The following is a 20,824-nucleotide window of genomic DNA, read 5'->3' as shown; positions in this document are numbered from 1 at the left end:
AGTGAAACTTCCATTTGTGAAGTTTTTCTTCTTTATCCTGTAAAAGTTCCGTTGATAGAGACTGATTACAGTTTTACTCTGTTTTATTTTAGTACGAGCTATTTTAATGCTTCAAATAAAAAGTAGTATATCTACTTTTAGAAAGGTAGTGAAGGTGGTAAATGAAAAATAAATGGTTTATAAAGTGGCTTGGATATGTAAAAGTGCGAATTGAAGGTAGAGGAGCGGAACGGTTTGTTAATGAATGTGTACGGAGGAATTTATTAGTTTGGGATGTTAAAAAGATAGCTGATGAAACGTTAGTTTTTTGTATGTTGTTACGCGATGTGAAAAAAATAAAACCAATTTATAGAAAAAATGAATGTAAATTATATTTTATTGGACGTTATGGTTTTCCTTTTTGGAATAAACGTTTAATTAAAAACAGTGGATTTTTAATTGGTTTTTTAATTTTCTTTTTTGGTGTGATTGCAATGTCAAATATGGTTTGGAAAATTGAAATTACAGGAGCTAAACCTGAAACAGAATATATATTGATGAAAGAATTGGATAAAATGGGTATTAAAAAAGGGAAACTACAATTTCAAATGCCGAATGTAGAAGATGTGCAACGCCATTTGACAGATAATATTAATGCCATTACTTGGGCGGGACTAGAAGTAAGGGGAACGACTTATCATTTTAAAATTGTTGAAAAAAACGAACCGAAGAAAGAAAAGGAACAAAGGCCACAAAATTTAGTAGCAAAAAAAGAAGCGATTATTACAAAAACGTTTGTAGAAGTTGGAAAGCCGGTTGTACTGAAAAATGATCATGTAGAAAAAGGACAGATTCTCGTATCGGGAATATATGGTAATGAGGAAAGTCCGACGATTGTTTCAGCGAAAGGTATTGTATATGGCGAAACGTGGTATACATCTAAGGTGGATGTCCCGTTAAAGACGCAATTCCAAGTGTATACTGGTAATGTATACAATGAACATTTTCTTAAATTCGGGGATACGAAAATAAAAATATGGGGATTTCAGCATGATAAGTATAAACGCTCTCGTACTGAAAGTGTAAAGCATGATGTGAAATTATTTGGTTTTACACTGCCGATTGCATATGAAAAAGATGTTGTGAGAGAAGAAGAAGAAGCGAATCGAGAATATACAGAAAAGCAAGCGCTGAAAGTAGCGAAGGAGATGGCCGAAAAAGAACTAAAGAAAAAATTGGATGAACATGCTATGATTGTAAGTGATAAGATTTTGAGTAAAGAGGTTGAGGCGGATCAACTAAAAGTCACATTGCATTATACTGTGGTTGAAAATATTGCAGAGCCACAACCAATATCCGAATCCGATATTCAAGGAGACTGAGTAATGGCAGAACAATTAGTAGAAATGAACCAACAATTGGAAAATGCTAACGAAGCAATCGCTCTTTTTGGAGTTAATGATGCGCATTTAAAAGTAATTGAACGAGAACTGAATGTATCGATCGTAACTAGAGGAGAAACTGTTCATGTATCTGGGGCAGTTGAAACGGTGGCACTCGTAGAAAAAATCTTACAGCAATTACTTGTTGTAATTCGTAAAAGTATATCAATTTCAGAGAGAGATGTTGCGTATGCGATTCAGCTTGCACAACAAGGGAAAATTGCTCAATTTGAAGAGTTATATGAGGAAGAAATTTTCAAGACTGCAAAAGGTAAATCCATTCGTGTAAAAACAATGGGGCAAAGAAGATATATTCATGCGATGAAGAAGAATGATATTGTCTTTGGGATAGGGCCTGCAGGAACTGGAAAAACATATTTAGCTGTAGTAATGGCTGTGAGGGCTTTAAAACAAGGATATGTAAAGAAAATTATTTTAACAAGACCTGCTGTAGAAGCTGGAGAAAATTTAGGTTTTTTACCAGGGGATTTGAAAGAGAAGGTAGATCCATACTTACGCCCGTTATATGATGCTTTACATGATATTCTTGGACAAGAATATACGCAGCGTATGATGGAGCGAGGAGTAATTGAAATAGCTCCGCTTGCTTATATGAGGGGGCGTACGCTTGATGATTCATTTGTTATTTTAGATGAGGCTCAAAATACAACGGGTGCTCAAATAAAAATGTTTTTAACAAGATTAGGTTTTAGTTCTAAAATGGTTATTACAGGGGACCCTTCACAAGTAGACTTGCCAAAAGGGGTAAAATCAGGGCTATCTATAGCTGCTAATATTTTATCTGGTGTATCAGGTCTGTCATTTATTACATTAGAACAAACGGACGTTGTGAGACATCCATTGGTGCAACGTATTATTGAGGCATATGATAAAATGGAATGATCCTATTTGTCAGGATCATTTCTTTTTGTATGATAAGGTTGGCGAACGTCATATTTTTTACTATCATGAAAGATAAGGAAAATAAACTATTGGTACTAGTGTATAAAATATTGCCTCAAAGTATCGTTTGGTAGAAGAAATGAAAGCTATAAATAGTTTCACTTTATTTCTGGAGAGGAGAAGGTATTGAAATCATGTCAAGATCTCAAGAAATTTCTAAGTGGTTTCGTAATTTACAACATTCGAAAAAACTAAGTTGGATTTCTTACGTTGTGTTAGGAGCAGTGCTGTTTTTTGCGCTTATGAATAATGTAAAACCAGAACAATTAGATGTTAATATGTATTCTATTGCGAAAAAGACAATCCATTCTCCTATAAAAATTGAAGATAAAGTTACAACGGATAAAAAGAAAAAAGAAGCCGCTACAAAAGTTGAAGATCAATATACATATAAAAGTGAGTATAAACAAAACAAAGTTGATATTGTGAATGACGTCTTTGCTAAAGTGGATGAAGTGGTGCAAGAGATTAAAGCTGTTGGACCGGATGATCAAAAAAAGATGACTGATGCTGAGAAAGTGGACAAGTTAAAAAAGAAACTACCCGCTGACTTAACGAAAGAGTTATCTGATTCAAACTTACTGAATTTGATTAATGCAGATCCGAGCCAATTAGTATTAGCGAAAGATGCTGCGGTCACAGCGATTAATAGTATCATGACTGAGCATATTAAAATGGACGAATTGAAAGATGCGAAAGAACGATATGTAAGTGAGATGAATAGTGTTAATGTTGATAATGGTTTAAAAGAATCAATTAAGGCGCTAGGAAGATATGCAATTTCAGCTAACTATTTTTATGACCCAATCTTAACGAAAGAGAAGAGAAAAGCAGAGGAAGATTTAGTTCCACCTGTTTATATTCTTCAAGGACAAGTTCTTGTTAGAGAAGGTGAAACAATTTCAAGTGATGTGTATAATCAGTTGAAATTAGTTGGTTTGTTAGAAAAAGGGAACGGTTTTCAACCTTATGTTGGATTAGCGGTACTCATTGGTGTGTTACTATACTTTATGCATAAACAATTTGAATTATTTTTAAAGAGAAAAAGAGAAGATAGACCGTATGTTTTAGCGTATATTACAATTTTGTCTATCACAATCGTCTTAATGAAAATCATTAGTTTGTTTCAAAAACTTGAATACGCAGGGATTGCATATGTTGTCCCAGTTGCGATGGGAACAATACTTGTAAAACTAATGATTGGTGATCGATTTGTCTTTTTAACGAGTATGATTTTTTCTGTATGCGGAAGTATTATGTTTAATGAAGGAGTAACGAGTACATTAAATTATAGTGTAGGGATTTACGTATTGTTAAGTTCGTTATCGGTTAGTATTTTCTTGCGAGAAAAAAATCGTCGTACAATGATTTTACAAGCTGGTATACTCGTTTCTGTATTAAATGTAGTCGTATTGGCGGCGCTCTTATTATTACGTAATGGGAATTTTTCGCCTCTTGAAATTGGTACGCAATTATTAATGGCTTCACTTTCAGGGATTATATCATCCGTTTTGGCTATGGGGATTTTACCATATTTAGAAAGTGGACTTGGAATCGTATCAAGTATGAAGCTTATGGAATTATCAAGCCCAAATCATCCACTTTTACGCAGAATTTTGTTAGAAGCGCCAGGGACATATCATCATAGTGTAATGGTAGCGAATCTTTCTGAGGCTGCTTGTGAAGCAGTCGGGGCAAATGGTGTATTAGCGCGTGTAGGGGCATATTATCATGATGTAGGAAAAACAGTACAACCGCAATTCTTTATTGAAAACCAAATGGGAATTGAAAACCCGCATGATAAATTAGATCCTGTAACAAGTAAAGATATTATAATTGCTCACGTAACGGATGGAGTAAGAATGCTCGAAGAATATCATATTCCACAAGAAATTATTGATATCGCTGGGCAACATCACGGTACAACGTTACTGAAATATTTTTATTATAAAGCTATTAAAGAAGATAAAGAAAAATATACAGAAGAGATGTTCCGTTATCCAGGTTCAAAAGCAACTTCGAAAGAATCGGCAATTGTTGGTATTGCTGATAGTGTAGAAGCTGCGGTACGTTCTATGAATCACCCAACGCCAGAACAAATTAATAATTTGGTGCAAAGTATTATTAAAGATCGACTGCAAGACGGTCAATTTAGTGAATGTGATTTGACGTTTAAGGAACTACAAATCGTTGGAAAAACGTTGTGTGAAACGTTAAATGGTATTTTCCATTCGCGTATTACATATCCGGAACCTCCGGAAGAAAAGGAGAAAGAATGAGTTTGTTAATTGATTTTATTGATGAAACAGAAGAAGTAAAAGAAGAGTATATGAGTTTAATTCGTGAAGTGTTAGAAAAAGCAGCTCAAATGGAAAATATCGAGGATGGTGCGGAGGTATCGGTGACATTTGTAGATAATGAGCGCATTAGAGAAATTAATCGTGATTACCGAGATAAAGATCAACCTACAGATGTAATATCCTTTGCCATGGAAGAGATGGGAGAAGGAGAAATGGAGATTGTTGGTGCAGAGATGCCGCGCATGTTAGGGGATCTTATTATCTCTATTCCAAGGGCGAAAGAGCAAGCTGAAGAGTACGGACATTCTTTCGATCGTGAACTTGGATTTTTGGCGTTACATGGCTTTTTACATTTACTTGGTTATGATCACATGACAGAAGAAGATGAAAAAGAAATGTTCGGAAGACAAAAAGAAATTTTAGAAGCTTTTGGATTAGGACGATGAAAAAAGGAAAACTTATAGATAGTTTTGGATATGCTATAGCTGGTATATTCTTTTGTTTTCGTCATGAACGAAATATGAAAATCCATTATTTAGCCGCAGTCATTGTTATATGCTGCGGCTTTTATTTCCATATTACGAAAATAGAGTGGATGATATTACTTGTTGTAATAGGGAGTGTAATGAGTTTAGAGATGGTAAATACGGCTGTGGAAAAAACGGTAGATTTAGCGACTGCCGATATTCATCCGTTTGCAAAAATTGCAAAGGATGTTGCGGCAGGAGCGGTTTTATTGTTTGCAATTATAGCTGTTATAATTGGTGCTATTATCTTTTTACCGTATATGGTATAGTTGCATTCCGAAGCTTTTATTAAGCTTTGGAAGTGCTGTAAGGGCCTTTAATGAGAGAGTGTATCTCTTCATAGCTGTGAACAGGAAGGATGCGGGAATATGAATAGTAAACAATTAATTCTAGAAGCAATCGAAGCGCGTAAACAAGCGTACGTACCATATTCTAAATTTCAAGTAGGTGCAGCATTATTAACGCGCGGTGGAAAAGTATATCGTGGATGTAATGTTGAGAATGCATCATATGGCTTATGTAATTGTGCTGAAAGAACAGCTTTATTTAAGGCGGTTTCTGAAGGAGATAAAGAATTTGTAGCCATTGCGGTTGTAGCAGATACAAAGCGCCCAGTACCTCCTTGTGGAGCATGTCGACAAGTTATGGTAGAATTATGTAAACAGGATACGAAAGTATACTTATCAAACTTACATGGTGACGTTCAGGAGACGACAGTCGGAGAATTGTTACCAGGAGCATTTTTAGCGGAGGATTTACATGAATAGAAAAGGTTATAAATCAGGTTTTGTCTCTATTATTGGCAGACCGAATGTTGGAAAATCTACATTTTTAAACCGTATTATTGGCCAGAAAATTGCTATTATGAGTGATAAGCCACAAACGACTCGTAATAAAATTCAAGGTGTATATACAGAAAATGATGCACAAGTTATTTTCATTGATACACCAGGAATACATAAACCTAAACATAAATTAGGCGACTTCATGGTAAAGATGGCTCAAACGACATTAAAAGAAGTTGATATTGTTCTGTTTATGGTTAATGCAGTTGAAGGATTTGGTCGTGGTGAGGAATTCATCATTGAGAAATTAAAAGAAACGAAACAACCAGTATTTTTAGTCATTAATAAAATTGACCAACTTCATCCAGAGCAATTACTAGAGTTAATTGATCAATATCGTAAACTACATGAATTTGCAGAGATTGTACCAATTTCTGCGTTAGACGGTAATAATGTGGACGCTTTAATTGGAACAATTAAAAAGTATTTACCAGAAGGACCACAATACTATCCAGAGAATCAAGTAACGGATCATCCGGAGAGATTTATTATTGCAGAGCTTATTCGTGAGAAAGTACTACATTTAACACGTGAAGAAGTGCCGCATTCTGTGGCTGTTGTTATCGATGCGATTCAAAAGCGTGAGGGCGGGGCAGTTTATATAAATGCAACGATTGTTGTTGAACGTGCATCACAAAAAGGAATCATCATCGGAAAACAAGGGAAAATGTTAAAAGAAGTTGGTAAGCGAGCTCGTTTTGATATTGAAGCGCTACTTGGTTCTAAAGTATTTTTAGAAGTATGGGTAAAAGTGCAAAAAGATTGGCGTAATAAAATGTCTCAGCTTCGTGACCTAGGTTTCCGCGAGGATGAGTACTAAAATAGAGTAAAGTTGTAATCAGTGGATGGTTGGTTCATCCACTGATTATTGGTTTTTATGAACTTTGATAAATTAGGAAAAATTTTTCTCACATGAAAATGGACAAAATGGGTCAATTTAATAACAACAAAGGAAATTGGTTTATAGGCTACGCTTATTGAGAAAGGTGGATTCTTATGCTAGATTTTACCTGGAAGTTTTTCTCCAAAACAGGAAGCATTGAAACGTACTTGCTTTTGAAAGAAATGGAAAAAGACGTAAACGATGAGATGGATCAACATGAAGAGGAGCTAGCGCATCTAGACTCTCCAATTTCTTGACCCGTTTTGTTCAAACCTTGGATGGTGACGAACATGTTTCAAAAAGTTGAGGGCATCGTTATCCGTACGACAGATTACGGAGAAACGAACAAAATTGTTACAATATTCTCAAGAGAACTTGGTAAGGTAAGTGCAATGGCAAGAGGGTCAAAAAAACCGAAAAGCCGATTAGCATCTGTGTCGCAATTAATGACACATGGCCATTTTCTAATTCAAATGGGATCTGGGCTTGGAACATTGCAACAAGGCGAGATTATTTCAACTATGAAAGAAATTCGCGAGGATATATTTTTAACTGCTTATGCATCATTTATTGTTGAGTTAACTGATAAAGCAACAGAAGATAAAAAACATAATCCGTATTTATTTGAAATGTTATATCAAACGTTGCATTATATGTGTGAGGGTGTTGATCCAGAAGTATTATCATTAATTTATCAAACGAAAATGCTTCCGGTATTAGGGATGCGCCCGTACTTTGATACATGTGCGATTTGTCATCAAGAAACAGACTTTGTCGCCTTCTCCGTAAGGGAAGGCGGTTTTCTGTGCTCACGTCATGCAGAGCAAGACCCATATCGTATACCGGTAGGCGAAGCTGTTCATAAATTATTACGCCTTTTCTTCCATTTCGATTTACATAGGCTCGGAAATGTATCGGTAAAGGATAGCACAAAAAAACAAATGCGTTTAGTATTGAATACATATTATGATGAATATTGCGGAATTTATTTGAAATCAAGACGTTTTTTAGAACAACTTGATAAGTTTCAAATATAATTTTGGGCCGTATACGGTCCTTTTTACATACTTTCTTTTTCGAATAGCATATTTAGTATATAATATTTAAGAGATAGTATAACTTTTTTCGTTGTGCATTAAAGGTGGTGATTATCATAGAGCTGAATAAACGGCAAGAACATATCATTCAGATTGTAAAAGATCACGGTCCTATTACAGGGGAATCAATTGCAGCGCAATTGGGTCTAACACGTGCGACGCTAAGACCAGACTTAGCAATTTTAACGATGGCTGGTTATTTAGAAGCACGTCCACGCGTAGGTTATTTTTATACGGGTAAAACTGGGGGGCAGCTATTATCTGAAGCTGTTAAGAAAATTAAAGTACAAGATTATCAATCTAGACCGGTTGTAATTGATAAAAATGTTTCCGTATACGATGCAATTTGTACGATGTTTTTAGAGGACGTTGGTACATTGTTCGTTGTAGATCAGATGACTCTATTAGTTGGTGTTGTGTCTCGTAAAGATTTATTAAGAGCGAGCTTAGGAAAGCAGGATTTAACCTCTCTTCCGGTTAATATTATCATGACAAGGATGCCAAACATTGCGATGTGTCGTAGAGAGGATTCTTTATATGATATTGCGATGGAATTAATAGAAAGACAGATTGATGCAATGCCAGTTGTAAAAGATACGAAACAAGGTTTAGAAGTGATTGGGCGAATTACAAAAACAAATATTACACGTGCGTTTGTAAATTTAGTAAATAACGAATAAGTGTAATTTGTTTAAAGTGAGGTAATGTAATGGATAATAAAATCGTATATGTCGTATCTGACTCTGTAGGAGAAACGGCTGATTTGGTTGTTCGAGCAGCAATGGGGCAATTCCCGTTTGCTCCTGATATTAGACGTGTACCGTATGTAGAAGATACAGGGACATTAAAAGAAGTGATTTCGATTGCTAAGAGTAATCAAGCACTTATATGTTTTACGTTAGTTAAGCCTGATATGCGCCAGTATTTAGTAACAGAGGCTGCAAAAGAAGGGGTAGAGGCATACGATATTATCGGCCCTCTTATTGATCAAATTGAAGAAATTACGGGGCAAGTGCCGAGATATGAGCCAGGTGTTGTCCGTAGGTTAGATGAAGAATACTTTAAAAAGATTGAAGCGATTGAGTTTGCTGTGAAGTATGATGACGGCAGAGATGCACGAGGTATTTTAAAAGCAGATATCGTGTTGATTGGTGTTTCGCGTACATCAAAAACACCACTTTCCCAATATTTAGCTCATAACAAACGCTTGAAAGTTGCGAATGTACCACTCGTGCCAGAAGTTGACCCACCTGAAGAACTATATCAAGTGGCAAAAGAAAAATGTTTCGGTTTGAAAATTACGCCAGATAAGTTAAATCATATTCGAAAAGAACGATTAAAATCACTTGGATTAAGTGATGGAGCAACATATGCAAATATTAATCGTATTCAAGAAGAAATTGATCACTTTGAGGAAGTAATTAGTAAAATAAATTGCCAAGTAATCGATGTATCGAATAAAGCGATTGAAGAAACAGCAAATATTATTGTGAATGCAGTGCAAAACCAAAAAATGTTTTAGCACATTTACCAAAGGTGAATGTGCTTTTTTCGCTCATGTGAAATATGATACCTATGGATTTTGTAATAGATTGTAGTGTAATGGTTATACTTATACTCCTTTGTCTTTTAGTATATTCAAGGTGTGAGTTTGTCATCCTGAAATGTAAGATGAAAAAATAAAGGGATATGTAGCGTAGTTGAAGAAAATATATTATAATAAAAAATTGTGATAAAAACCTATATTTTACGTTTAGACTTTAATTTTTCAGAATAAACTAGGGATAGGATTTACGAAAAAGACATGTAATTACGTTAAATCGACAAAATCTATACAAGAAAACGCACATTATGGAAGGATTCACAGAAGGGATGTAGAATACAGAAATATGCAAAACATCAACAACATATTAGTTGGTGTAGATGTATATCCCGTGAAGGCTGAAATTGTGCAAGTTGGAGCGGAATTTCATGTCGGAATTTTGTTTGTCGCATCATATGCTCATCCTTTAAGGAAATAGCAAGGCAATTGGATCATTGTAGATACTGAACAAAATGGAGTTGATTGTTATATGGATCAACATGAAAAAGTTACAGATCTCAAGATCAAACAGTATATGTGGCTTGCTACTCTTCTTGTAAAAAGGTGTATATGTATTGTTTCTAAGAGATACATTTGTAACAGATGAGCAAATGTATACAATTTTATATAGCAAGTATGTATATGCGATTTATGCAGATAAAGGACCTATAGGAAAGGTTCAAAATCGTTTATACAATGTAATCGGCAACACTTTCTAACAAGTTTAGAAAAATATTGTCGAATTATAAAGGAATTTTTTAATTTATATCGAATACAAAATACGACACGGAGATGGAGTTATGGGGAACAGAATTCCCGAAGAAGTTGTTGAACAGATTCGGACATCATCCGATATTGTAGAAGTCATTGGTGAATACGTTCAACTTAGAAAACAGGGGCGTAACTATTTCGGCCTTTGTCCATTTCATGGTGAGAATTCTCCTTCATTCTCTGTTTCATCTGATAAGCAAATTTTTCATTGCTTCGGATGTGGAGAAGGTGGAAATGTATTTTCCTTTCTAATGAAAATGGAAGGACTGGCGTTTACCGAGGCTGTTCAAAAGCTAGGCGAAAGAAATGGAATTGCGGTTGCAGAGTACACATCAGGACAAGGACAACAAGAAGACATATCTGATGACACTGTCATCATGCAACAAGCTCATGAATTATTGAAAAAGTATTATCATCATTTATTAGTAAATACGGAAGAGGGAAATGAAGCACTTTCATATTTATTAAACCGTGGTATTACGAAAGAGATGATTGAGAAGTTTGAAATTGGTTATGCATCACCTGCTTGGGATGCAGCGACGAAAATTTTACAAAAAAGAGGTTTATCGCTGTCTACTATGGAACAAGCTGGCCTTCTAATAAGAAGTGAGAAGGATGGTAGTCATTATGATCGCTTCCGTGGAAGAGTTATGTTCCCGATCTATACGTTACAAGGTAAGGTGATAGCGTTTAGTGGAAGGGCGTTAGGAGATGACACTCCGAAATATTTAAATAGTCCTGAAACACCGATTTTTCACAAAAGTAAATTGTTGTATAACTTCCACCAAGCAAGACCATTTATTAGAAAGCGTGGGCAAGTGGTTCTTTTCGAAGGATATGCCGATGTACTAGCTGCGGTAAAAAGTGGTGTGGAAGAAGCTGTTGCGACAATGGGAACAGCTTTAACTGAAGAACAAGCAAAACTTCTGCGACGTAACGTTGAAACTGTTGTTCTTTGCTATGATGGTGATAAAGCAGGGCGAGAAGCGACGATGAAAGCAGGGCAATTATTGCTAAAAGTTGGTTGCCAAGTGAAAGTCACATCCTTGCCAGATAAGCTTGATCCTGATGAATATGTGCAACAATATGGGACTACTGCTTTTGAAAATCTTGTGAAATCAAGTGTGAGTTTTGTTGGTTTTAAAATAAATTATTTGCGTTTAGGGAAAAATTTGCAAGATGAGTCTGGCAAAGAAGAATATGTGAAAAGTGTTTTAAAAGAGTTATCGTTGTTACAAGATGCGATGCAGGCAGAGTCATATTTGAAGTCATTATCGCAAGAATTTTCGTATTCAATGGAAACACTTTTGAATCAATTGCACCAATATCGCAAAGAACAAAAGGTACAGCAAAAACAAATAAAGCAGGTTGCTAAACCGTCTCAAGTCGTTCAAACAAAACCGAAGTTAACAGGTTTTGAAAGAGCGGAAAGAGAAATTATTTACCATATGTTGCAAAGTGCAGAAGTAGCTGTTCGTATGGAATCCCATATAGAAGATTTTCATACAGAAGAACATAAAGGGATTTTATATGAACTATACGCATATTATGAAAAGGGAAATGAACCTTCAGTCGGAACATTTTTAAGTTGGCTCTCTGATGAAAAGTTGAAAAATATTATCACTGATATTTCGACGGATGAATTTATTAATCCAGAATACACAGAAGAAGTGTTACAAGGCCATTTGGAGACGCTTAGACGGCATCAGGAAAAACTTGAAAAGATGGAGATCATCTTTAAAGTGAAACAAATGGAAAAAACAGATCCTGTAGAGGCTGCTAAATATTATGTAGCATATTTACAAAATCAAAAAGCGAGAAAATAGCTTTTTTGATAAAGTTTTAGTATAATGAATGTTTGTATCTCGCGTAAGGAGGGGAACAGATGGCTGACAAACCAGCTCGTTCTAAACAAATTGAAACTGAAATGACCCTTGAGCAAGTGAAAGAACAACTCACTGAGCTCGGAAAAAAACGTGGCGTTCTTACATATGAAGAGATTGCAGAACGCATGAATGGATTTGAAATTGAATCCGATCAAATGGATGAATACTATGAATATTTGGGTGAACAAGGCATTGACTTAGTTGGTGATAATGACAACGAAGAAGGCCCTAATAATCGCCAAATTTCAAAAACAGAAGAAGAGTTTGACCTCAATGATTTAAGTGTACCACCAGGGGTTAAAATCAACGATCCTGTTCGTATGTATTTAAAAGAAATTGGTCGTGTAGACTTACTATCTGCAGAAGAAGAAATTCGACTTGCAACGCGTATTGAAGAAGGCGATGAAGAAGCGAAACGTCGTCTTGCAGAAGCAAACTTACGTCTTGTAGTAAGTATTGCAAAGCGCTATGTAGGCCGTGGTATGCTTTTCTTAGACTTAATTCAAGAAGGTAATATGGGTCTAATTAAAGCTGTTGAAAAGTTCGATTATCGTAAAGGTTTCAAATTTAGTACGTATGCAACTTGGTGGATTCGCCAAGCTATTACACGTGCCATTGCAGACCAAGCGCGAACAATTCGTATTCCAGTTCATATGGTTGAAACGATTAACAAGTTAATTCGTGTACAACGCCAATTATTACAAGATTTAGGTCGTGAACCGTCTCCTGAAGAGATTGGTGAAGAAATGGATCTTGCTCCAGAAAAAGTACGTGAAATCTTAAAAATTGCACAGGAGCCAGTTTCTCTTGAAACACCAATTGGTGAAGAAGATGACTCCCATTTAGGTGACTTTATTGAAGACCAAGAAGCAACATCGCCTGCGGACCATGCAGCCTATGAATTGCTAAAAGAACAATTAGAAGATGTGTTAGATACGCTAACAGATCGTGAAGAAAATGTTCTACGTCTTCGTTTCGGTTTAGATGATGGACGAACTCGTACGCTTGAAGAAGTTGGGAAAGTATTCGGCGTAACGAGAGAGCGTATCCGTCAAATTGAAGCAAAAGCACTTCGCAAATTAAGACATCCAAGCCGTAGTAAGCGTCTTAAGGATTTTTTAGAATAGGTTATTTTTTAAGTTTACTTCACCATTGTGAAGTAAACTTTTTTATTTTGTTAATTTTTGTTAAAATTTAGCTATCGGCAACGATTACAATTTCTTGTAATTTATTTTACAGAATTGTCTTTTGATTTGCAAATGCTCATTTTTCGATTTTTCGATTAATTTTGTTTATTCTATACAAAAATATATGTAGAAAAGCGAAAAATATGATGAGAAACGTTAATAATTATCGAAATAATAAGCGATATGACAATAAAAAACAATAAACTGAATTTATGGAATATTTTTAACAAGTGGTAGTTTACTCTTTTCTGATAGAGCGTTTTCAAGTACAATGGAAATGACTGAATCATCTAACTATTTAGGGGTATAGAAGGGGGAGAAGAGATATGAAACGTAATCCGCTGATTCCGTTCGCTCTTATTGCAGCATTGGGTATTATCGTTATGTTTGTATTTTCATTTCAGGGGCTAAATAAATCTAAAGAGTTAGCTGATGCAAAAAATGGCGGGAAGCCAGCACAAACGGCATCAAAACCAGAAGATATTGTGAAGCAAAGTTGTACGAGCTGCCATGGTGATCAGTTACAAGGGGCAGTTGGACCTAACTTGCAAAAAATTGGTGGGAAACTTTCAAAGGATGAAATTAAAGAAATTCTTTCGAAAGGAAAAGGCAATATGCCTGCCAATATAGTTCCAGCTGATCAAGCCGCTAAAGTAGCTGATTGGTTATCGAAGAAAAAATAAAGTTCCGTATGACAAGCCTTTTGCTTATGCAAAGGGCTTGTTTTTCTATATTTTCTAAAATACGATGAATGATAGAGCAGTGAATTGTTGTTATGGGCTTGCAACAACTACTATAAATTCATTATCATGGAGACAGACTGACAAGAGAAGGAGTAATGGAAATACATGAATGAAGTAAAGCTTTCAAAACGATTAGAAGAAGTTGTACGTGAAATACCAGTAGGATCTACAGTCGCTGATATTGGATCGGATCATGCGTATTTACCGTGTTATACAATTATAAATAATATTGCTACAAAAGCAGTTGCAGGAGAGGTCGTAGATGGACCATTTCGCTCTGCGCAAGCAACTGTAGCTGAAAGTGGTTTACAAGATAAAGTAGATGTGCGTAAAGGGAATGGATTAGCTGTTATCGCACCAGGAGAAGTAGATGTAATTACGGTTGCCGGAATGGGCGGAGCGTTAATTCGTGACATTTTAGAAAGTGGTAAAGAAAAATTAGAAGGTGTAACACGTTTAATTTTACAGCCTAATATTGCAGCGCATCATATTCGTGAATGGTTTATTGAGAATGGTTGGGAGCTTATCCATGAAAAAATCGTAAAAGAAGATGGGAAAATTTACGAAATTTTAGTAGGGGAGCGAGGAAATGTTGCAGCGCCTTACTCTGAAAATAAACAAGCTGAATTGTTTATGGGACCATTTTTAATAACAGAAAAAAGTGAAGCCTTCGTTGAAAAATGGGAAGGAGAATTAAAAAACTTCCAAAATATTTTAAAACAGTTAGAACGTGCAGCTGATTCTGAAGAAACAAAAGCGAAGCGTGGGGAAGTAGAAGCGAAAATGAAAATGATAGGGGAGGTTTTATCATGAGTAAAATTCCAAATGGCCATGAAATTATTTCTTTATTTGAAAGTATGTATCCGAAGCATTTGGCGATGGAAGGAGATAAGATTGGCCTGCAGATTGGAGCGCTTAATAAACCCGTGCGGCACGTATTGATTGCGTTAGATGTAACGGAAGAAGTTGTGGATGAAGCAATTCAATTAGGGGCAAATGTCATTATTGCTCATCATCCTTTAATTTTTAACCCGTTAAAAGCGATTCATACAGATAAGGCGTATGGGAAAATTATTGAAAAGTGTATTAAAAATGATATTGCAATCTATGCAGCGCATACAAATGTGGATGTTGCTAAGGGCGGGGTAAATGATTTACTTGCTGAGGCGTTAGGATTGCAAAATACAGAAGTTTTGGCACCGACATATGCAGAAGAAATGAAAAAAGTTGTTGTGTTTGTGCCAGTCACTCATGCAGAAGAAGTAAGGAATGCATTAGGAGACGCAGGTGCTGGTCATATCGGCAATTATAGCCACTGTACGTTTAGTAGCGAGGGTACAGGCGCATTTGTACCTCAAGAGGGGACAAATCCTTATATCGGGGAAACTGGACAGTTAGAACGTGTAGAAGAAGTGCGAATCGAAACGATTATTCCAGCTTCATTACAGCGGAAAGTGATTAAAGCAATGGTAACGGCGCACCCTTATGAAGAAGTAGCATACGATGTGTATCCGCTTGATAATAAAGGTGAAACGTTAGGCCTAGGAAAAATAGGATACTTACAAGAAGAAATGACGCTTGGTCAATTTGCAGAACATGTGAAACAATCATTAGACGTGAAGGGCGCAAGAGTTGTCGGTAAGTTAGACGATAAAGTGCGTAAAGTAGCTGTACTTGGTGGAGATGGTAATAAATATATAAACCAAGCGAAATTTAAAGGAGCAGATGTATATGTAACTGGTGACATGTACTATCATGTTGCTCATGATGCGATGATGCTCGGTTTAAATATAGTTGACCCAGGACATAATGTTGAAAAAGTAATGAAACAAGGTGTACAAAAGCAATTACAAGAAAAAGTGGATGCAAAGAAACTCAATGTACACATTCATGCTTCGCAGTTACATACAGATCCATTTATATTTGTATAAGAAAAATAAAAACCGTTGCTCATGCAAGCAACGGTTTTTATTATTGTTCTTTTTTCACTTTCACGCGAGGTAATATTTTTTGTAACGGTACTTTTCGAACTCTTTCCCATGTAGCGGGATTCATTGGGTTATATTGCTCTAAGAAAGCGATAACTTCTTTCGTAATTGGCGTTGGAGTAGAAGCACCTGCTGTAACAGCTACGTTTTCTACACCTTGTAGCCACTCTAATTGAATTTCGCTTACATCAGCAACTCGATATGCTTTTGTACCCGCGATTTCTTGTGATACTTGTGCTAAGCGATTTGAATTGTTACTTTTCGGATCACCAACAACAATTGTTAAGTCTGCAACATCAGCTTGTTTAGCGACAGCTTCTTGGCGAACTTGAGTTGCTAAACAAATTTCTTTATGGAATTCTGCTGTTGGGAATTTTTTTTGAATGTCCTCCATTAAATGTTGAACATCCCATTGACTCATCGTTGTTTGATTTGTTACTAAAATTTTATCTGTTGGGATTTCTAATGTTTTTAAATCATCGGCTCTTTCGATAAGGTGAACGATGTCAGGTGCAATACCAACTGCGCCTTCTGGCTCTGGATGATTTTTTTTACCGATATAAATGACATGATACCCTTCCGCTTTCTTAGCTTCGATAAGGTCATGCGTCTTGGTAACATCTGGGCAAGTAGCATCGATTGTTGTTAAACCTTTTTCTTTTGCGCGTTGTTTAACTTCTGGAGAAACACCGTGTGCAGTGAAAATAACAGTACCAGAATCAATTTTATCTAAAATTTCTAAGCGACTTGGACCGTCTAATGTGATGATTCCATCTTCTTCAAAAGCGTCTGTAACATGTTTATTGTGAACAATCATACCTAAAATATAAATGGGTCTCGGCAATGATTTATCTAATGCGGCGTTACGTGCAATTACCATTGCATCGACAACACCGTAGCAATAACCACGAGGGGAAATTTTAACAATTTTCATATGAGTAATCCTCTCCTTCTAAACAAGGGATACTTTTGTGCATAGTCTTTTACATTATAAAGGAGGAGTGGATAGAAAACAAAGGATTGTTACACATATAGTTTTGGTTTTGTTGCTGTTTGTTGAACTGGTTCTTTCGGTAACTCTTTTTCTATTACAGGTTCAATCACTATTTTCTTTCGTTTTCGTTTCTTTTTTTGAGGTGCAGGAGGCGGACTTTCTACCTCAACTGGCTCTGTTACATTTTCCGTTTGATTTTCTTCCGTGCTTTTTCCAGAGGTGAGGATTTTAACAATGCTTGGTAGACTACGCATAATAGGACCATACTGTTCGACGACAGGACCTACAGATTGAACGACTTGGGATACTTTTTCGATGTTATTTATCATATTAGTTGGATTCGAAATTAAGTTCGAAAAAAAACTGCCGATGCCACTGCTTGCTGTTGCCGCAGTTGTAGTTGCGCCGCCGCGCGTTTCATTTGATTCATACATTTGAGGCGGTATCATTTGCTCAGGATGTTGCTGCGGATATTGCTGCGGATATTGTTGCTGGTATTGCTGCGGATATTGCTGATGATATTGCGGCGGTGGTGGTTGCTGATGCATCATTGGTTGCCCTTCCATTTGTCGGTAAGGTGGAACCATTTGCATAAACGGCTCGGTTGGATCGTGTTTTTTAAAAAGCTTAGCAAGAAAACCTTTCTTTTTTTGTGCCATTGGTGGTAGTTGTGGAATTGGATATGGTGTATAAGGTTGCTGCCCTGGATTCGGATACATTTGCCTTGTAGGGGATTTCGGAAACATGTGAGAAATCCTCCTTTCTTCAGTTAGGTATATACACATACAATATGCAATAAAAGGGAAGAAGGTTAGTTTTTGAAGTGAAAACCTAAACTAAAGATGGATTTTACTTGTAGATTTCGATATAATGTAGACTTGACTGATTTGTGCGCGCAGTAGAAATTTTAGAAAGAAGGTGTAACTTATGACACAACAAACTTTTACACAGTATGATTTTAAACCATTTTTAATAGATGCAGTTCGTGAACTACGCTTTACAGAGCCGACAGGAATTCAGCAGAAAATTTTCCCAGTCGTGAAAAAAGGTGTAAGTGTAATTGGACAATCCCAAACAGGTTCTGGGAAAACACATGCATACTTACTTCCTACATTAAACAGAATTAATGCAAGTCGTGAAGAAGTACAACTTGTTATTACAGCGCCTACTCGTGAGTTAGCACAACAAATTTACGAAGAAATCGTGAAATTAACAAAGTTTTGTGCGGAAGACCAAATGATTACAGCACGTTGTTTAATTGGTGGAACTGATAAACAACGTTCAATTGAGAAATTGAAAAAACAACCTCATATCGTAGTTGGGACACCAGGACGTATTAAAGACTTAGTTGAAGAACAAGCATTATTTGTTCATAAAGCAAATACGATTATTGTCGATGAAGCAGACTTAATGCTTGATATGGGATTCATTCATGATGTAGACAAAATTGCAGCACGCATGCCTAAAAACTTGCAAATGTTAGTTTTCTCTGCAACAATTCCTCAAAAACTAAAACCGTTTCTGAAGAAATATATGGAGAATCCAGAGCATATTCATATCAATCCAAAACAAGTTGCAGCTGGAAACATTGAACACTATTTAGTGCCTTCTAAACATCGTAATAAAATTGATTTAGTGCATAAAATGCTACTTCAATTTAAACCGTATTTAGCAGTTGTTTTCACGAATACGAAAAAGATGGCAGACCAAGTTGCTGATGGATTAATGGAACGTGGCTTAAAAGTTGGACGAATTCACGGGGATTTATCACCACGTGATCGTAAAAAAATGATGAAACAAATTCGTGACCTTGAATTCCAATATATTGTTGCGACTGATTTAGCAGCACGTGGTATTGATATTGAAGGGATTAGCCATGTTATTAACTATGAGCTACCATCAGATTTAGATTTCTTCGTTCACCGCGTTGGAAGAACAGCACGTGCGGGGCATTCTGGTATTGCAGTGACGATTTATGATCCAGCAAACGAAGAAGCGTTAGATAGCTTAGAAAAACAACGTCATATCGAGTTTAAACATGTAGATTTACGTGGAGATGAGTGGGCAGATTTAGGTGAGCGTCGTCGTCGTAAGAGCCGTAAAAAACCAAATGACGAACTTGATGTTATGGCAACGAAAGTTATTAAAAAACCGAAAAAAGTAAAACCAAACTATAAACGTAAACTTGCAACAGAACGTGACAAAGTGAAGAGAAAATATAGCAATAAAAAAAGATAAGGGGTTTCCCTTATCTTTTTTTAATCCCGCTAATTTAAATGAAGAGTATAGTCTGTCTAAATAGTCATATGAATTTGTGTAGTGCGTCTTTTGTGAACAAACAATTCACTACATATTTCTACAAATTATGCTATCATTATATCTATTGTATATTGAAGAGGTGATTGTATGTTAAAGATTGGATCTCATGTTTCCATGAGTGGTAAGAAAATGTTATTAGCAGCAAGTGAAGAGGCTGTTTCATACGGTGCAACAACGTTTATGATTTATACAGGTGCACCGCAAAATACACGAAGAAAACCAATTGAAGAATTGAACATAGAAGCAGGAAGAAAACATATGGAGCTGAACGGAATTGAGGAAATTATCGTCCATGCGCCGTATATTATTAATGTTGGGAATACGACGAAGCCAGAAACATTCCAATTAGGCGTAGACTTTCTTCGCATGGAAATTGAAAGAACATCGGCATTAGGTGTAGCGAAACAAATTGTTCTTCACCCAGGAGCGCACGTTGGTGCTGGAGCAGATGCTGGTATTCAACAAATTATTAAAGGGCTTAATGAAGTATTAACGCCAGAACAGACGGTTAACATTGCGTTAGAGACGATGGCAGGAAAAGGAACAGAATGCGGTCGTAGCTTTGAAGAAATTGCAAAGATTATTGATGGTGTAAAATATAATGAAAAGCTATCTGTATGCTTTGATACGTGTCATACGCACGATGCAGGATATGATATTGTAAATGACTTTGACGGCGTATTAAACGAATTTGATAAGATCGTTGGTATAGATCGTTTACAAGTACTTCATATTAATGATAGTAAAAATGTACGCGGAGCAGGAAAAGACCGTCATGAAAACATTGGATTTGGTCACATTGGGTATAAAGCATTGCATCACATTGTACATCATCCACAGTTAATGCATGTACCAAAAATTCTTGAAACACCGTATGTAGGGGAAGATAAAAAAGATAAGAAGCCACCATACAAATTGGAAATCGAAATGCTGAAAAACGGCACTTTTGATGAAGGGCTTCTTGAAAAAATTAAAGCGCAATAAGGAGGGGGAAATCCCCTCCTTATTTTAGTAGTTGCTGAAATAATGTATTTACTTGTTGGGCAGTGGCAGGGGAAGTTACTTTTGCGATTTGTTTTAAAAGCTCTAGTCGCTCGTTGTTATCGTAAATATTAATATTTTTACCCTTCATAAGTAAAACGATTTGATCAGCTTGTGCGGCTGTAATGGGAACTTCATATTCTTTGCTATATTTTAATAGCTCTTTTGTAGAAATATGATTTAATTTTTTATTAACAATTTGTTTAATGAGGTTCATCTTATTATCCTCCTTCACGCGTTCTTCTATCGAAATATATGAGCATATAGCTTGTACATA

General features: G+C 36.1%; 23 protein-coding genes. 20 read left to right on the top strand and 3 right to left on the bottom strand.

The features are described from left to right. The first annotated feature begins 161 nt into the window (after positions 1-161). The 18 genes from yqfD to MR168_RS11520 all read left to right on the top strand — a co-directional run bounded on the left by yqfD (position 162) and on the right by MR168_RS11520 (position 16,136). Complete coding sequence (gene yqfD / locus MR168_RS11600) at positions 162-1,361, top strand: sporulation protein YqfD (RefSeq protein ID WP_000792498.1); 1,200 nt, start codon at positions 162-164, stop codon at positions 1,359-1,361. Positions 1,362-1,364: 3 nt separating this feature from the next. Next, complete coding sequence (locus MR168_RS11595; protein ID WP_000840501.1) at positions 1,365-2,324, top strand: PhoH family protein; 960 nt, start codon at positions 1,365-1,367, stop codon at positions 2,322-2,324. A gap of 194 nt (positions 2,325-2,518) precedes the next feature. Beyond that, positions 2,519-4,663 carry an HD family phosphohydrolase gene (locus MR168_RS11590; protein ID WP_000091509.1) on the top strand — a complete coding sequence of 715 codons (2,145 nt, stop codon included), beginning with the start codon at positions 2,519-2,521 and terminating at the stop codon, positions 4,661-4,663. After that, a complete protein-coding gene (gene ybeY, locus MR168_RS11585; RefSeq protein WP_000054684.1) occupies positions 4,660-5,130 on the top strand; it encodes an rRNA maturation RNase YbeY in 471 nt (156 codons plus the stop codon). The genes MR168_RS11590 and ybeY overlap by 4 nt, the downstream gene beginning before the upstream one ends. Beyond that, positions 5,127-5,480 carry a diacylglycerol kinase family protein gene (locus MR168_RS11580; protein ID WP_000715466.1) on the top strand — a complete coding sequence of 118 codons (354 nt, stop codon included), beginning with the start codon at positions 5,127-5,129 and terminating at the stop codon, positions 5,478-5,480. The genes ybeY and MR168_RS11580 overlap by 4 nt, the downstream gene beginning before the upstream one ends. A 99-nt stretch (positions 5,481-5,579) precedes the next feature. Next, the gene (locus MR168_RS11575) at positions 5,580-5,978 is read left to right on the top strand and encodes a cytidine deaminase (protein WP_001086285.1); all 399 of its coding nucleotides are present in this window, start codon (positions 5,580-5,582) and stop codon (positions 5,976-5,978) included. Further along, positions 5,971-6,876: a GTPase Era gene (era, locus tag MR168_RS11570; protein WP_001080230.1), complete on the top strand. Its 906-nt coding sequence runs from the start codon at positions 5,971-5,973 to the stop codon at positions 6,874-6,876. Before MR168_RS11575 ends, era begins: the two co-directional genes overlap by 8 nt. A gap of 176 nt (positions 6,877-7,052) precedes the next feature. Beyond that, on the top strand, positions 7,053-7,196 hold the full coding sequence (locus MR168_RS11565) for a YqzL family protein (RefSeq protein ID WP_000883924.1): 144 nt from the start codon (positions 7,053-7,055) through the stop codon (positions 7,194-7,196). 33 nt (positions 7,197-7,229) lie between these two features. Further along, a complete protein-coding gene (recO, locus tag MR168_RS11560; RefSeq protein ID WP_000487015.1) occupies positions 7,230-7,976 on the top strand; it encodes a DNA repair protein RecO in 747 nt (248 codons plus the stop codon). A 107-nt stretch (positions 7,977-8,083) separates the two neighbouring features. Beyond that, positions 8,084-8,716, top strand: a complete 633-nt coding sequence (gene ccpN, locus MR168_RS11555; protein WP_000583756.1) for a transcriptional regulator CcpN — start codon at positions 8,084-8,086, stop codon at positions 8,714-8,716. A gap of 29 nt (positions 8,717-8,745) precedes the next feature. Continuing rightward, positions 8,746-9,558, top strand: coding sequence for a pyruvate, water dikinase regulatory protein (locus MR168_RS11550; RefSeq protein WP_000368944.1), 813 nt, complete (start codon positions 8,746-8,748; stop codon positions 9,556-9,558). Between the two features lie 367 nt (positions 9,559-9,925). Beyond that, on the top strand, positions 9,926-10,057 hold the full coding sequence (locus MR168_RS33330) for a hypothetical protein (RefSeq protein ID WP_002024806.1): 132 nt from the start codon (positions 9,926-9,928) through the stop codon (positions 10,055-10,057). A gap of 136 nt (positions 10,058-10,193) precedes the next feature. Further along, a complete protein-coding gene (locus MR168_RS11545) occupies positions 10,194-10,337 on the top strand; it encodes a hypothetical protein (protein ID WP_000479733.1) in 144 nt (47 codons plus the stop codon). Between the two features lie 81 nt (positions 10,338-10,418). Beyond that, on the top strand, positions 10,419-12,215 hold the full coding sequence (dnaG, locus tag MR168_RS11540; protein ID WP_000528223.1) for a DNA primase: 1,797 nt from the start codon (positions 10,419-10,421) through the stop codon (positions 12,213-12,215). Positions 12,216-12,274: 59 nt separating this feature from the next. Continuing rightward, on the top strand, positions 12,275-13,402 hold the full coding sequence (gene rpoD, locus MR168_RS11535) for an RNA polymerase sigma factor RpoD (RefSeq protein WP_000764065.1): 1,128 nt from the start codon (positions 12,275-12,277) through the stop codon (positions 13,400-13,402). Between the two features lie 386 nt (positions 13,403-13,788). Continuing rightward, a complete protein-coding gene (cccA, locus tag MR168_RS11530; RefSeq protein ID WP_000828141.1) occupies positions 13,789-14,145 on the top strand; it encodes a cytochrome c550 in 357 nt (118 codons plus the stop codon). A gap of 165 nt (positions 14,146-14,310) precedes the next feature. Next, the gene (locus MR168_RS11525; protein ID WP_001006542.1) at positions 14,311-15,018 is read left to right on the top strand and encodes a tRNA (adenine(22)-N(1))-methyltransferase; all 708 of its coding nucleotides are present in this window, start codon (positions 14,311-14,313) and stop codon (positions 15,016-15,018) included. Further along, complete coding sequence (locus tag MR168_RS11520) at positions 15,015-16,136, top strand: Nif3-like dinuclear metal center hexameric protein (protein WP_000036242.1); 1,122 nt, start codon at positions 15,015-15,017, stop codon at positions 16,134-16,136. The genes MR168_RS11525 and MR168_RS11520 overlap by 4 nt, the downstream gene beginning before the upstream one ends. 40 nt (positions 16,137-16,176) lie before the next feature. On the opposite strand, the gene MR168_RS11515 is transcribed toward MR168_RS11520, so the two are convergent. Both MR168_RS11515 and MR168_RS11510 read right to left on the bottom strand, forming a co-directional pair. After that, the gene (locus MR168_RS11515; RefSeq protein WP_000706662.1) at positions 16,177-17,127 is read right to left on the bottom strand and encodes a 4-hydroxy-3-methylbut-2-enyl diphosphate reductase; all 951 of its coding nucleotides are present in this window, start codon (positions 17,125-17,127) and stop codon (positions 16,177-16,179) included. A gap of 89 nt (positions 17,128-17,216) precedes the next feature. Then, positions 17,217-17,933 carry a YqfQ family protein gene (locus MR168_RS11510; RefSeq protein ID WP_086412400.1) on the bottom strand — a complete coding sequence of 239 codons (717 nt, stop codon included), beginning with the start codon at positions 17,931-17,933 and terminating at the stop codon, positions 17,217-17,219. Between the two features lie 181 nt (positions 17,934-18,114). On the opposite strand from MR168_RS11510, the gene MR168_RS11505 reads away from it, so the two are divergent. After that, entirely contained in the window at positions 18,115-19,425 is a 1,311-nt protein-coding gene (locus tag MR168_RS11505; protein WP_000194017.1) for a DEAD/DEAH box helicase, read from the top strand. A gap of 168 nt (positions 19,426-19,593) precedes the next feature. Continuing rightward, entirely contained in the window at positions 19,594-20,490 is an 897-nt protein-coding gene (locus MR168_RS11500; protein WP_000912460.1) for a deoxyribonuclease IV, read from the top strand. Between the two features lie 19 nt (positions 20,491-20,509). Here the strand turns inward: MR168_RS11500 and MR168_RS11495 are convergent, their stop codons facing one another. Beyond that, positions 20,510-20,764 (bottom strand): DUF2624 domain-containing protein, encoded by a 255-nt coding sequence (locus tag MR168_RS11495; protein ID WP_001048954.1) that lies wholly within the window; start codon positions 20,762-20,764, stop codon positions 20,510-20,512. Between the last annotated feature and the right edge of the window lie 60 nt (positions 20,765-20,824).

Origin of the sequence: Bacillus cereus group sp. BfR-BA-01356, assembly GCF_022663635.1 — a bacterium.
Lineage (GTDB): Bacteria > Bacillota > Bacilli > Bacillales > Bacillaceae_G > Bacillus_A > Bacillus_A cereus.
This window is presented reverse-complemented; position numbering and strand designations above follow the sequence as displayed.

What these genes read in the sequence shown, in the direction of transcription:
- yqfD (WP_000792498.1), top strand. Translation starts at nt 162, where the DNA reads ATGAAAAATAAATGGTTTATAAAGTGGCTTGGATATGTAAAAGTGCGA.
- MR168_RS11595 (WP_000840501.1), top strand. Translation starts at nt 1,365, where the DNA reads ATGGCAGAACAATTAGTAGAAATGAACCAACAATTGGAAAATGCTAAC.
- MR168_RS11590 (WP_000091509.1), top strand. Translation starts at nt 2,519, where the DNA reads ATGTCAAGATCTCAAGAAATTTCTAAGTGGTTTCGTAATTTACAACAT.
- ybeY (WP_000054684.1), top strand. Translation starts at nt 4,660, where the DNA reads ATGAGTTTGTTAATTGATTTTATTGATGAAACAGAAGAAGTAAAAGAA.
- MR168_RS11580 (WP_000715466.1), top strand. Translation starts at nt 5,127, where the DNA reads ATGAAAAAAGGAAAACTTATAGATAGTTTTGGATATGCTATAGCTGGT.
- MR168_RS11575 (WP_001086285.1), top strand. Translation starts at nt 5,580, where the DNA reads ATGAATAGTAAACAATTAATTCTAGAAGCAATCGAAGCGCGTAAACAA.
- era (WP_001080230.1), top strand. Translation starts at nt 5,971, where the DNA reads ATGAATAGAAAAGGTTATAAATCAGGTTTTGTCTCTATTATTGGCAGA.
- MR168_RS11565 (WP_000883924.1), top strand. Translation starts at nt 7,053, where the DNA reads ATGCTAGATTTTACCTGGAAGTTTTTCTCCAAAACAGGAAGCATTGAA.
- recO (WP_000487015.1), top strand. Translation starts at nt 7,230, where the DNA reads ATGTTTCAAAAAGTTGAGGGCATCGTTATCCGTACGACAGATTACGGA.
- MR168_RS11550 (WP_000368944.1), top strand. Translation starts at nt 8,746, where the DNA reads ATGGATAATAAAATCGTATATGTCGTATCTGACTCTGTAGGAGAAACG.
- MR168_RS33330 (WP_002024806.1), top strand. Translation starts at nt 9,926, where the DNA reads ATGCAAAACATCAACAACATATTAGTTGGTGTAGATGTATATCCCGTG.
- dnaG (WP_000528223.1), top strand. Translation starts at nt 10,419, where the DNA reads ATGGGGAACAGAATTCCCGAAGAAGTTGTTGAACAGATTCGGACATCA.
- rpoD (WP_000764065.1), top strand. Translation starts at nt 12,275, where the DNA reads ATGGCTGACAAACCAGCTCGTTCTAAACAAATTGAAACTGAAATGACC.
- cccA (WP_000828141.1), top strand. Translation starts at nt 13,789, where the DNA reads ATGAAACGTAATCCGCTGATTCCGTTCGCTCTTATTGCAGCATTGGGT.
- MR168_RS11525 (WP_001006542.1), top strand. Translation starts at nt 14,311, where the DNA reads ATGAATGAAGTAAAGCTTTCAAAACGATTAGAAGAAGTTGTACGTGAA.
- MR168_RS11520 (WP_000036242.1), top strand. Translation starts at nt 15,015, where the DNA reads ATGAGTAAAATTCCAAATGGCCATGAAATTATTTCTTTATTTGAAAGT.
- MR168_RS11515 (WP_000706662.1), bottom strand. Translation starts at nt 17,127, where the DNA reads ATGAAAATTGTTAAAATTTCCCCTCGTGGTTATTGCTACGGTGTTGTC.
- MR168_RS11510 (WP_086412400.1), bottom strand. Translation starts at nt 17,933, where the DNA reads ATGTTTCCGAAATCCCCTACAAGGCAAATGTATCCGAATCCAGGGCAG.
- MR168_RS11505 (WP_000194017.1), top strand. Translation starts at nt 18,115, where the DNA reads ATGACACAACAAACTTTTACACAGTATGATTTTAAACCATTTTTAATA.
- MR168_RS11500 (WP_000912460.1), top strand. Translation starts at nt 19,594, where the DNA reads ATGTTAAAGATTGGATCTCATGTTTCCATGAGTGGTAAGAAAATGTTA.
- MR168_RS11495 (WP_001048954.1), bottom strand. Translation starts at nt 20,764, where the DNA reads ATGAACCTCATTAAACAAATTGTTAATAAAAAATTAAATCATATTTCT.